We start from the raw sequence: 13369 nt of genomic DNA, 5'->3' as shown, positions 1-13369 counted from the left end.
CCGCCCCTGCCGGGGCGGTCGAGGCGACCGCCCCGGACCCGGTGGCGACGGCAGAAGGTCTCGCCGGTCGGTCAGCGGGCGTTGAGGCCGGCGAACTCGACGGCGAGCAACCCGCCGACGACCAGCACGACGAGGCCGCCGACGAGCAGGAACGCCGACCGCTGCTCGTACCAGGCGCGGCTCGTCGGGTAGCGCTTCGCGAAGGTGCGGGCGGAGACCGGTCGGGCCTCCTCGACGACCTGCACGCCGAGCGCGTCGACCACCCGGTCGAGCCCGTCGTCGCCCCACACATCGGCACGGAGCCGGAAGAGGTGGGCGCCGGTCCGGTCGAACGCGACGAGTTCCCGCACGGTCCGGTCCACGGACGAGCCGAAGGTCGTGGCGAGCACCAGGCTGTGCACGCGGTCGCGGGGGACCCGGCGGTGCGCCGTGAGGACACCACGGATCGTCAGGCCGTCGTCGTCGATCCCGATGAACGCGGTGTGCAGCCGGACGAACACGATGCCGACGGCCGCGGCCATCGCGACGACGACGCCGGCGAACACGGCCCACGTGCGGAACGGGAACGAGACCCAGACCAGGGCGACGGCGAGCGGCACGGCCGAGAAGGCGATGCTCAGCGCGGTGGAACGGACGAGGGACCGGCGCGGACGGAGGACCGTGTCGAAGACGGCGGGTCGCACGGGCACTGCGGGCACGGTGGTGTCCCCCATGGCGCGTCTCCTCGTCCCCTCGGGTGTTCCGGGCACGCTGACCAGCACGCCCTCCGAGCGACGCCCCTGCCGCTCGATGCACCGCGGTCGGCTCGTCCCGGAGCCGTTCGCTCCGCCAGCATAGGCGACCGACGGGTACCGGGGACAGCCCGTTCCACCCCTGGTGGGCGTTTCCCGGCCAACCGAGGGTGAACAGGGCACGCGCTCGTCCGCAGGGTGGGGGACCGATCGCCCGTGGAACGACGAAGGACCCGCACCGATCGGTGCGGGTCCTTCGTCGTGGTTCGGCCTTGCTCGCTGCGGAGAATGGGGGATTCGAACCCCCGAGGGCTTGCACCCAACACGCTTTCCAAGCGTGCGCCATAGGCCACTAGGCGAATTCTCCTGACGCCGTCTCGCGACGGCGACACCCAATGGTACAGGTTCTCCGAGGTGCTCACGACCGCGTGTCGTCGGCGACGGTGCTCCCAGATGTCGTGACATGTGCGGCGACTACCCTGGGCGTCGTGTCGACCCGCATCTACATCACGTCAGCAGAAGGGCACACGGGCAAGAGCACCGTCGCCCTCGGTGTCCTCGAGACCCTCGCCCGGTCCGTCGGCCGCGTCGGCGTGTTCCGGCCCGTCGCCCGCTCGGTCGTCGAACCCGACTACGTGCTCGAGCTGCTGCTGCAGCACACGGCCGTCGGCATCTCGTACGACGACGCGGTCGGGGTCACCTACGACGACGTGCACGCCGACCCCGAGGCGGCGCTCGGCACCATCGTCACCCGGTTCGCCCAGGTCGAGCGGCAGTGCGACGCCGTCGTGGTGCTCGGGTCCGACTACACCGACGTGGGCAGCCCCACCGAGCTGTCCTTCAACGCGAAGGTCGCCGCGAACCTCGGCGCCCCGGTGCTCCTCGTGCTGGGTGGCCGCGACGCCGCCGAACGTGCGGCCCGCACTCCCGAGGGCATGGCGCAGGTGGCGGACGTCACGACGAGCGAGTTGCGGGCGGCACACGCGCAGCTGTTCGGCGTCGTGGTGAACCGCGCCGACCCGGACGCCCTGGCCGCCATCGTGACGAGCGTCGAGCGGGCCGTGCACGACGACCACCCCGACGTCCCGGTGTGGGCGATCCCCGAGGACCGCGTCCTCGTCGCCCCGACGGTCCGCGCCCTGCTGCAGGCCACCGGCGCCACCCTGGTCCGCGGTGACGACGCCCTGCTCGACCGCGAGGCCCTCGGCACCGTCGTCGCGGGCATGAGCATGGAGAACGTCCTGCCCCGGCTCATCGAGGGCGGCATCGTCGTCGTCCCCGGTGACCGGAGCGACGTCCTGATCGCCACGCTGCTCGCCAACCAGTCCGAGACGTTCCCGAGCCTGGCCGGCGTCATCCTGAACGGCGGGTTCGAGATCGCCCCGCAGGTGTCCCGGCTGCTCGAGGGCCTGTCGAGCTCGCTGCCGATCGCGCAGAACGACCTCGGCACGTACGACACCGCCCTCCGGATCACCCAGACCCGTGGCCGCCTGGCCGCAGACTCGCCCCGGAAGGCCGACCTGGCGCTCGCCCTGTTCGAGCAGCACGTCGACGCCGAGGCCCTGCGCGACCGCCTGCAGCTCGCCCCGTCCGGGGTCGTCACCCCGCTCATGTTCGAGCACGGCCTGCTCGACCGGGCGCGCAGCTACGGCAAGCGCATCGTCCTGCCCGAGGGCGAGGACGACCGCATCCTCCGCGCCGCCTCCACCCTGCTGCAGCGCCAGGTCTGCGAGCTCACGATCCTCGGCGACCCCGCCGCCATCCGCACGCGGGCGACCGAGCTCGGCCTCGACCTCGAGGCCGCGCAGCTCGTCTCGCCGTTCGACCCCGAGCTGCGGGAACGCTTCGCCGAGGAGTACACCCGGCTCCGCGCCCACAAGGGGATGTCGATCGAGCTCGCCCGCGACACCGTCACCGACGTCTCGTACTTCGGCACGATGATGGTGCAGCTCGGGCTCGCCGACGGCATGGTCTCCGGCGCGAAGCACACCACGGCGCACACCATCCGGCCGTCGTTCGAGATCATCAAGACCCGTCCGGACACCTCGATCGTGTCGAGCGTGTTCCTGATGGCGCTCGCCGACCGCGTGCTCGTCTACGGCGACTGCGCGGTGATCCCGGACCCGACGAGCGAGCAGCTCGCGGACATCGCGATCTCGTCCGCCGAGACCGCGACCCAGTTCGGCATCGACCCCCGCGTCGCGATGCTCAGCTACTCCACCGGCGACAGCGGCTCCGGCGCCGACGTCGACAAGGTGCGCGCCGGCACCGCGTTCGTGCGGGAACGCCGGCCCGACCTGCTCGTCGAGGGCCCGATCCAGTACGACGCCGCAGCCGACCCCACGGTCGCGTCGACCAAGATGCCGGACTCCCCGGTCGCCGGCCGCGCGACGGTGTTCATCTTCCCCGACCTCAACACCGGCAACAACACGTACAAGGCCGTGCAACGCTCGGCCGGCGCCGTGGCGATCGGCCCGGTCCTGCAGGGTCTGCGCAAGCCGATCAACGACCTGTCTCGGGGCGCCCTGGTGGGCGACATCGTGAACACCGTCGCGATCACCGCGATCCAGGCCGGCACCGCGACCGACGCGGCCTGACCGCCCGACCCGCACCGCGCCTCCAGACCCGACAGAAAGTGACCACCCCGTGACCGCAGCCCTCGTCGTCAACTCCGGCTCGAGTTCGTTCAAGTACCAGCTCATCGAACTCGAGGGCGAGCACACGCTCGCCTCCGGGCTCGTCGAGCGCATCGGTGAGTCCGCCGGGGCCTGGAAGCACACCAACGCGCTGACGGGGGAGTCGTCGTCGAACGACGCCGCGTCGGTGCCCGACCACGCGGCCGGGTTCCAGGCGATGATCGACGCGTTCGCGAAGGTCGGGCCGTCGTTCGACGAACACCCGCCCGCCGTCGTCGGCCACCGTGTCGTGCACGGCGGCACCACCTTCGACCGTGCGACGGTCGTCACGGACCAGGTCGAGCAGCAGATCGAGGACCTCAACAGCCTCGCACCGCTGCACAACCCCGCGAACCTCGAGGGGATCCGCGCCGCGAAGCAGGTCTTCTCGGACGTCCCGCACGTCGCCGTGTTCGACACCGCGTTCCACCAGACGATGCCGCCGCACGCGTACACGTACGCGATCCCCGCCGACCTGGCCGCCGAGTACGGGATCCGCCGCTACGGCATGCACGGCACCAGCCACAAGTACGTCTCCGAGCAGGCCGCGGAGTTCCTCGACCGGCCGCTCGCCGAGCTCAAGACGATCGTGCTGCACCTGGGCAACGGCGCCTCGGTCGCGGCGATCGACGGCGGGAAGTCCATCGAGACCTCGATGGGGCTCACCCCGCTCGAGGGGCTCGTCATGGGCACCCGCTCCGGCGACCTCGACCCCGCGGTGCTCATCCACCTGCACCGCGAGGCCGGGATGACCTTCGACGAGCTCGACACCATGCTCAACAAGCGGTCCGGTCTGCTCGGCCTGACCGGCAACGGCGACATGCGGGACGTGCAGGACGCCGCCACCAAGGGCGACGAGCAGGCCGAGGCGGCGCTCGCCGTGTACCGCCACCGCATCCGTCGCTACGTGGGCGCCTACACCGCACAGCTCGGGGGGCTCGACGCGGTCGTGTTCACCGCGGGGGTCGGCGAGAACAACGCGCTGCTGCGGCGGCGCGTGCTCGCGGGGCTCGAGCACCTGGGCATCGAGATCGACCCGGACCGCAACGAGCTGGCCTCGCGCGATGCCCGCCGCATCTCCACCGACGGCTCACGGGTCGCGGTGCTCGTCATCCCGACGAACGAGGAGCTCGAGATCGCCCGGCAGTCGGCTGCGGTCGCGCTCTGACGCGCAGCGCGCGTGCCGCCTCGCGTCGTCGCGCTGGCACGGTGCGGCCGGGAGGCGCGGTGCGGGCTGGCACCGCGCCTCCCGGCCGTCCGTGGGCCGCGTCCAGTGCACCGTGCGGGCCGTGCGGACCGGTCAGGTGAGGGCGTCCAGCGCCGCGGGGATCGGGGTGTCGCCGCTGGTCACCTCGAACTGCACGCCGACCGCGGCGTCGTCGAGCAGGGCGTGCAGGACGACGGTCGCGACGTCCGCGCGGGGGATCGAGCCGCGCGGCACCGTCCGGCCGACGTGGACGGTGCCCTGCGGCGGCGTGTCGAGCAGGCCGCCGGGACGCACGATCGTCCAGCGGAGGCGTCGGGCCCGCAGGTTCGCGTCCGCCTCGGCCTTCGCCCGCAGGTAGACCTGGAACACCGCGGCGTCGTCCTGCGCGGGCACGACGGCGAGCTCGGGGTCGTAGGTGTCGGCTGCCATCGCGGAGATCATCACGTAGCGCTCGATGCCGGCACGCTCGGCGGCGTCGGCGAGCAGGATCGCACCGTCACGGTCGACGGTGAGCTTCCGTTCGGCGCCGCTGTTCGGCCCGGCACCGGCGGCGAACACCACGGCATCGACACCGCGCAGGCGGAGCGCCAGGTCGTCGTCGCCGAGCTGCTCCAGGTCGGCGACGATCGCACGCGCCCCCTGTTGCTCGACGTCGGCCACGTGCGCGGGGTTGCGGACGATCGCGACGGCGTCGTGGCCGGCGTCGGTGATCTGGCGGGCGAGGAGCAGGGCGATCTGGCCGTGTCCTCCGGCGATGGCGATCTTCATGTGTTCGAGTCTGCCCGTCGCGTCCGGTAGACTTCTCGGCGGCTCCTCACGTGACGCCATCCAGGCCAACTCCCCCAGGGCGGAAACGCAGCAAGGGTAACCGGGCTCTGGCGGGTGCGTGAGGAGTCTTCTTCGTTTCCGCCGGGTCTGTTCCGGGCCGACGCCACCCCCGTTCGGGAGGGCCGGCGCACTTTTTCGGCGGCACGTGCGGACACGAACCTGATCATGTGTAAAGATCTGCCTCAGGAATCCCCAACCAGGGTTCCGACCCTCCACCGCCTCACCAGCGGAGGAGCCTCCACCGCCTCACCAGCGGTGGATTCCGAGGATCAGGTGGCGGGCGCGCCCGCCAGGAAAAGAGACACGCATGCGCAGGCACGCGTCGCTGCCCGGTACCCCCGTACCCTCCGCAGCGGACGAACGGACACGACGGATCACCCGCGCCGACGGCCGAGCTCGAGGACGAGCGACGGACGGTCGGCGGCTCCTCCTGCGCGGCGGCGTCGTCGCCACGGTGACGGCGCTCATCGCCGCCACCGTGGCGATCCAACCCGCTGCGGCCGCCCAGACCGACGTCGCCGAGGCCGAGGGGCTGCTGCTCAGCGGCTCCGGCATCGTCAACGCCGACGCGGTCGCCCAGCTCGGCGGCGCGTACTCCGCGCGTGGGGCGAGCTCCGGCGGCGGCACCACGAATCAGCCGCTCAACCTGACGGCGCTCAACGCCGTGGGGGTCGACCTCGGCAACGACATCGACCTGCTCGGCCCGAACGGCATCCTGACCCTCGGTGTCGACGGCCAGTACGCCACGACCTCGGCCACGGGCGCGACCGCCTCGTCGGGGCTCCTGACGAACGACGGCGGCATCGGGGTCGGCACCGGGTCCGGCACCGGCGCTGCGACGGTGGACCTCAACCCGCTGTTCTCACGCGTCGGCGCCGACACCAGGGTGCTGTCGAACGCACAGCTGCGGGTCGGGGCGCTGGCGTCCCGGATCCAGGCGACGCGCGGCACCACGGTCGGGACGACGACGGACTACCGGATCGCCGGCGCGGACCTGAACCTGACGAGCCCCGCGGTCGCCGGACTCAGCACGGCGCTCCGGAACGACCTGCGCACCTTCTCGGGCACGGTGAACTCCGCGGTCGGGGCGGACGGGGCGCTGTCCGGCACGACCACGGCGCTGACGAGCGAGCTGCAGCGGCTCCTCCGCACGACGAGCCTCGGACTCGTGAACCTCAACGGCACGACCGTCACCGCGACCGTCGACCTGAACCTCGACGACACCCTGACCCGGGTGCTGCAGCAGCCGCTCACGGACGGTGCGGTGACGATCACCCCGTCGACCGGCGCGATCACCGTCGACCTCGACCGGCTCACCACGCTGAACGGTCAGCCGGCGAACACGTCGGTGCTGACCGAGGCTGCCGTGAGCTCGATCAACCGGAGCATCACGACGATCCTCGGCACGCAGCTGCCGACCGCACTGCAGACCGCGGTCGTCAACACGATCAACTCGACCGCCGTGCGGGTGAACGTCACCGCGAACGTCAACCTCGCGGGCATCCCGCTCACCGCACTGGCCCTCCGGGCGGACACCACGCTCGGCGCCCTCGCCGGCACGTCGCCCGCCACAGCCACGGTGACGGCGACGGGCGGGCCCCTCGGCCTGAACGTGCTCGGCACCCTGCTCGCCCCGGCGGTCAACACCGTCGTCATCCCGGCACTGCAGACCATCGTGCGTCCCCTGGTGACGGGCACGGCCCTGACGAACCTCGGCACGACGCTCACGGCGACGACCTCGGCCGTCTCCACCCTGCTGAGCCCCGTCGTGCTGCTGCTCCGTCAGGTCGTCGACCTCACCGTGAACGCGCAGGACACCACGGGCTTCCGCGACCCCCGCGGGTTCGACACCGGATCGCGGAGCGTGCACGCCCTGCGGCTCTCCGTGCTCCCCGGGGTGAACGTCGCCACCGTGGACCTCGCCACCTCGACCGTGCGTGCCACGGCCTTCGCGGCCCCGACCATCACGGCGCCCACGGCCGGACAGCAGTTCACCGTGCCATCGGCGACCTCGACCCGCAGCGTCGTCGTGAGCGGGGCCGGCGAGCCCGGCGCCTCCGTGGCCGTCAGCCTCGGCGGGGACCGGACCGGCACCGCGACCGTCGCTGCCGACGGGACCTGGACGACGACCATCCCCGACGTCCCCACCGGTTCGTACACCGCGACCGCGACCCAGACGGTCGGCGGCACCGCGGCCGGCACCGCGACGCAGGACTTCTCCGTCGTCGCCCAGCGAGCCCTGACGATCACCACGCCCACGGCCGGTCAGACCTTCACCACGACGGGGGAGACCGCCCCCGTCACCCTGACGGGCACCGCGACGGCGAACGCGCGCATCAGCGTCGACCTGGGCGGCGGCGTGACCGCGACGGGCACGGCCGACGACGCCGGCGCCTGGAGCATCACCGTCCCCGAGGTCCCGGTCGGCGAGCAGACGGCGAGCGCCACGCAGACGGTCGGCGACACGACCTCGGCACCCGTGACCCGGTCCTTCCGGGTCGTGGCCGCGGCCGGCCTGACCGTCGACACCCCCACGGCGGACCAGGACTTCCCGCTCGCCGGCGACACCCGGTCCGTCCCGTTCTCCGGCAGCGCACAGGCCGGTGCCCGCGTGGACGTCGACCTCGGTGACGGCCTGACCGCCACCACCCGCGCGAACGCCGACGGCACCTGGTCGACGAGCGTCACGGACGTCCCGGCCGGGGAGTACTCGGCCGAGGTCACCCAGACCGTCGGCGGCACCACGAGCGCCCCGGTCACCCGGGACTTCACCGTGACGGCGGCCCCCGCGCTCACCATCGACGAGCCCGCCGACGGCAGCACCATCACCGTCGCCGACGAGAGCTCGACCACCCCGGTGACGGTGTCCGGCTCGGCCGCCCCGAACGCCCGGGTCACCGTCGGCATCGGTGGTTCCTTCGCCGCCGCGGTCACCGCCGACGAGGACGGCGCCTGGACGACGACCTTCGCCGACGTCCCGGTCGGGGAGCGCACCGTCACGGCGCGTCAGAGCGTCGACGGCACCACGTCCGGCCCGGTCGAGACCACCTTCACCGTCGAGGCGGGCGACCCGCTCGCGATCACCTCGCCCGAGGACGGCGACGTGGTCACCGTCCTCGACGTCGACACCACCACCGACCTCGACCTGGCCGGCACGGCCGAGGCCGGCGCCGAGGTGCGGGTCTCGCTCGGCGACGGGCTGACCGCCACCACGACGGCCGACGACGACGGCACGTGGACGCTGACCGTCACCGACGTCCCGGTCGGTCGGTACACGATCTCAGCGACGCAGACCGTCGGCGGGACCACCTCGCCGGCCGTCCGCCAGGTCGTCACGGTGCAGGCGGGCGCCCCGCTCGCCGTCACCGCTCCGGCGCAGGACGCCACCGTCACGGTCGCCACCGACGACTCCGTCGTCGACGTCACCGTGCGGGGCACCGCGCAGCCCGGCGCCCGCCTCGAGGTCGTCCTGGACGACGGCGACGCGGTGTCCACGACGGCGGACCCGCAGGGTGCCTGGTCGGTGGTCCTCACCGACGTCGGCACCGGCGACCACACCGCGACGGTCACCCAGACCGTCGACGGTGCGACCTCGGCACCGGTCGACCGTGACTTCGCGGTCGGGGCCGGCGACGAGCTCGTCATCGTGGCACCGGGTGACGCCCAGCAGGTCCCCGCCGGCACCGGCGGGCAGGCCAACGTGGTCGTCCGCGGCACCGCGGAGCCCGGCGCGACCGTCGCCGTCACGATCGACGAGGGCGACTCCGTCGAGGTCGTCACGGACACGGCCGGCAACTGGGAGCTCCCGACCACGCAGCTCGGCATCGGCGAGCACACCGTCGAGGCCGTGCAGACCGTGAACGGCACCGACGGCCCGGTGGTCACGCGTGACTTCACCGTGATCCCCGGCAACGCCATCGTCATCGACACCCCGGCGAGCGGCGCACGCTTCGTCGTGGTCGACGCCGACGCCACCGCGACCGTCCGGATCACCGGCACGGCCGAGCCCGGTGCCGCGGTGACCGTCTCGGTCGGACCCGGCACCCGGTTCACCACCACGGCTGACGACGACGGGCGGTGGGCGGTCGACGCGACCGGTCTCGCCCCGACCGGCGTCTACACGGCGTCGGCCAGCCAGGAGGTGGAGGACGTCGTGACGAGCGCCGTCCCGATCACCTTCGAGGTCGTCACGGCCAACGCGCTGACGATCACCGGTCCGGACACGGACCCGATCACGGTCGCCGGCCCCGGTGTCGAGCGCGACGTCACGGTCACCGGCACCGGCCAGCCCGGCGCCACGGTCACGGCGACCCTCGCCGGGTCCGACGACCGGGAGACGACGATCGGTGCCGACGGCACGTGGTCGGTCACGTTCCCCGACCTCGGCGTCGACGTGCACCAGGTCACGGTCACCCAGACCCTGGCCGGCACCGTCTCCGACCCGCGCACCTCCGACCCGGTCGAGCGCGCCGTCACGATCGAGGCCGCCGAAGCGGTCACGATCACCGCACCGGGGACCGACGTGGTCCTCCTCGTGCCGGACGCCGACGCCACGCGCGACGTCGTGGTCACGGGTTCGGCGGAGCCGGGCGCGCCGGTGACGGTGCGACTCGGCGACGACGAGGCGACCACCACCGCGGACGCGGACGGCGACTGGACGGTCACGTTCGGTGGGGTCGGTGTCGGCACCCCGACGCTCACCGCCAGCCAGACGGTCGGCGGGACCACCGCCTCCAGTCCGGACCAGACCGTCACGGTGCGGGCCGGAACCGCGCTCGCCATCGTGACCCCGGAGGACGGCGACGTCCTGACGGTCGCCGACACGTCCGGCACCGCCGACGTCGAGGTGACCGGTCGGGCGCAGCCCGACGCCGAGGTGACGGTCCGGCTCTCGACCGGCGAGGCCGAGACGGTGACCGCGGACGAGGACGGCCGGTGGGAGACCACCTTCCAGGACGTCCCGGTCGGCGACCACCGCGTCACCGCGACGCAGGTCGTCGGCGGGCAGACCTCGACGCCGGTGACGGCCGCGGTGTCGGTCCGTGCCGGAGCCCCGCTCGTCGTGTCCACGCCGCGGGGTGCCACCACCGTCACGGTGGCGGACGACGACGCCACCACCGGGGTCGACTTCGCCGGCACCGGTGAGCCGGGCGCGACCGTCACGGTCGACCTCGGCGACGGCGGGAGCGCCACGGCGACCGTGGACGAGGACGGCCGCTGGGCGACCACGGTCGAGGACGTGCCGACCGGCTCGTTCACGGCCTCGGTCACGCAGGCCGTGAACGGCACCACGAGCGCGGCGGTCGAACGACCGGTGTCCGTGGTCGCCGCTGCGGCCCTGGTCATCCGTGAGCCCGGCGACGACCCCATCACGGTGGCCGACGGCGACGCGACGACGACCGTGACGGTCGCCGGTGACGCCCAGCCCGGCGCCACGGTGACGGTCACCGTCGACGACCGCGACCCCGTCGAGGTCACCGCCGGTGACGACGGCTCGTGGAGCGTCGACGTGCCGGACCTCGGTGTCGGCGAGCACGCCGTCGAGGTGACGCAGACCGTGGACGGCTCGACCTCGACCACCCCGGTCGAGACGACGTTCGAGATCGAGGCTGGCGCACCCGTCGTCATCACGGAGCCGACGGCCGACCAGGAGTACACGGTCGCCGACGGCGACGGCACGACGACGGTCGACGTCGCCGGCACCGCCGAGCCGGGCGCGACCATCGTGGTCGACCTGGGCGACGGTCGCACCGAGTCGACCACCGCGGACGACGAGGGCGCGTGGAGCGTCTCGGTCCCCGGGGTGCCGGCCGGCACCACGACCGTCAGTGTCACGCAGCGCATCGGCGACACCGAGTCCGCGCCGGTGACGGTGGACGTCCGCGTCCTCGTCGCCGACCCGATCACGATCGCCACCCCGGCGGACGGGACCACGATCCGGGTCGCCCAGCGCGACTCGGTCGCGACCCTCACCGCCGCGGGGGCCGCCGAGCCCGGTGCCGAGGTCCGCGTCACGATCGACGGCGGCGACGCCCGGACCGTGACCGCGACCGACGCCGGCACCTGGAGCGTCGAACTGCCGGACACCGCCGTCGGTGAGCACACGATCCGTGCGACCCAGACGGTGGACGGCTCGACGTCCGCAGCGGTGGGCAGCACCTTCACCGTGGCACCCGGTGCCGCGCTGACGGTCACCGCCCCGGCGGACGACACCACGTTCACCGTGCCGAGCACCGACCCCACCGCGACCGTCCCGGTCGGCGGCGTGGGCCAGCCCGGTGCGACGGTCCGCGTCGTCCTCGACGACGCCGACCCGGTCGTGGTCCGTGTCGGCACCGACGGACGGTGGGAGACCGCCCTCGTCGACGTGCCGGCGGGCGAGCACACGCTCGTCGTCACCCAGGTCGTGAACGGCACGACGTCCGATGCGATCGAGCGCGACGTGACCGTCGTGGTCGCCGCTGCGGACGCGATCGTCGTGACCAGCCCGGCCGACGGCGCCGACGTCCGCGTGCTCGGCGGTTCGACCGACGTCCGCGTGACCGGTACCTCCGCACCGAACGCCGCCGTCTCGGTCCGCATCGACGACGGCACCGCGGTCACCACGACCGCGGACGACGACGGTGCGTGGTCCGTGACGGTGCCGGACGTCGCCGAGGGATCGCACACGGTCGCCGCCAGCCAGACGGTCGACGGTGCCACCACCGACGCTCCCCAGGTCGGCTTCACCGTGACGGCCGCGACGCCGGTCGTCATCTCGAGCCCGACCGACGGCCAGGCGTTCCCGACCACGGGGTCGACGACCTCGGTCCCGGTGAGCGGCACCGCCGAGCCCGGTGCGACCGTCACGGTCGACGTCGACGGCCGGACCGCCACGACGACCGCCGGCGACGACGGCTCGTGGACGGTCACGATCGGTGGGGTCCCCGTCGGGGACCACACGGTGTCGGTGACGGAGACGGCCGGCGGTCGGACCTCCGACCCGGTGACGGTCGACGTCACGGTCGTGGCCGCGCAGGAGACGGGCATCGTCATCACGAGCCCCGACCCCGGGCAGCTGATCCCGGCGGACGGCTTCGGCGACACCGGCTCGTTCACGGTGACCGGTCAGGCCACCCCGGGCGCCGCGGTGACGGTGACCCTGTCCACCGGGCAGGTCCGCACCACCACCGCCGACGACGAGGGCGCGTGGAGCGTCGTGTTCGATCGCGTGCCCGAGGGTGAGTGGACGATCGGTGCCACCCAGTCGGTGAACGGCACGACCTCGACGGCGCCCCGGGTGCCGGTCGTGGTCGACACCCTGGAGCCGCTCGCGGTCACCTCGCCGACGCCGGGCTCGCAGTACATCGCGGACGAGGACGGTGACCACGACCTGATGGTGACGGGCACCGCCGAGCCCGGCGCGACGGTCACCGTGCAGCCGATGGGCCGCGACGCGGTCGCCACGACGGCCGACGAGGACGGCACGTGGTGGGTCATGGTGGGGCTGCCCGTCGGCGGCCACGTGCTGCGAGTCACCCAGTCGGTCGGCGGGTTCACCTCGCAGGCGCAGATGCTCCGCGTCATGGTGATGGACGACGCGGTGGACCCGGAGGAGCCGGGCACGCCCGGGAACCCGGGGACGCCCGGAACGCCCGGCACCCCCGGAACGCCGGGTGCGCCCGGTCTGCCCGGCACGCCGGGGACCGGCGGTGGTTCCGGAACCGGCACCGGGACCGGCATCGGCACCGACGGTGGCTCCGCGAACGGCTCGGGCACCGGGACCGGTGGCTCCGGCAACGGCAACGGTGACCTCGCCTGGACCGGCGCGGACGTCGTCCCGATCGCCGGCACCGCGGCGGGCCTGGTGGCCCTCGGGTTCCTGCTGCTGGGGCTCTCCCGCCTCGCCGGCGGGTTCCGTCGCCGCACCCGCGGCTGAGTCCGCACCA

The 13369-nt window shown here is 73.4% G+C and carries 5 protein-coding genes, 1 tRNA gene and 1 other RNA gene; 4 read left to right on the top strand and 3 right to left on the bottom strand.

Features of this window, described 5'->3' with window-relative positions:
- Positions 1-71: 71 nt before the first annotated feature.
- Together DEJ30_RS11310 and DEJ30_RS11305 are read right to left on the bottom strand one after the other, a co-directional pair.
- The gene (locus DEJ30_RS11310; RefSeq protein ID WP_110861492.1) at positions 72-713 is read right to left on the bottom strand and encodes a hypothetical protein; all 642 of its coding nucleotides are present in this window, start codon (positions 711-713) and stop codon (positions 72-74) included.
- 300 nt (positions 714-1013) lie between these two features.
- Positions 1014-1098 (bottom strand) — tRNA-Ser (locus DEJ30_RS11305).
- Positions 1099-1219: 121 nt separating this feature from the next.
- On the opposite strand from DEJ30_RS11305, the gene pta reads away from it, so the two are divergent.
- Together pta and DEJ30_RS11295 are read left to right on the top strand one after the other, a co-directional pair.
- Entirely contained in the window at positions 1220-3328 is a 2109-nt protein-coding gene (pta, locus tag DEJ30_RS11300) for a phosphate acetyltransferase (RefSeq protein WP_110861490.1), read from the top strand.
- A gap of 49 nt (positions 3329-3377) precedes the next feature.
- Positions 3378-4574 (top strand): acetate/propionate family kinase, encoded by a 1197-nt coding sequence (locus tag DEJ30_RS11295; RefSeq protein WP_110861488.1) that lies wholly within the window; start codon positions 3378-3380, stop codon positions 4572-4574.
- Between the two features lie 132 nt (positions 4575-4706).
- Here the strand turns inward: DEJ30_RS11295 and DEJ30_RS11290 are convergent, their stop codons facing one another.
- On the bottom strand, positions 4707-5381 hold the full coding sequence (locus DEJ30_RS11290; RefSeq protein ID WP_110861486.1) for an SDR family oxidoreductase: 675 nt from the start codon (positions 5379-5381) through the stop codon (positions 4707-4709).
- A gap of 37 nt (positions 5382-5418) precedes the next feature.
- On the opposite strand from DEJ30_RS11290, the gene ffs reads away from it, so the two are divergent.
- Positions 5419-5515, top strand: an RNA gene (gene ffs / locus DEJ30_RS11285) — signal recognition particle sRNA small type.
- 233 nt (positions 5516-5748) lie between these two features.
- Complete coding sequence (locus tag DEJ30_RS11280; protein WP_110861484.1) at positions 5749-13359, top strand: choice-of-anchor G family protein; 7611 nt, start codon at positions 5749-5751, stop codon at positions 13357-13359.
- The last annotated feature ends 10 nt before the right edge of the window (positions 13360-13369 follow it).

Origin of the sequence: Curtobacterium sp. MCPF17_003, from assembly GCF_003224385.1 — a bacterium.
GTDB classification, from domain to species: Bacteria; Actinomycetota; Actinomycetes; order Actinomycetales; family Microbacteriaceae; genus Curtobacterium; species Curtobacterium flaccumfaciens.
This window is presented reverse-complemented; position numbering and strand designations above follow the sequence as displayed.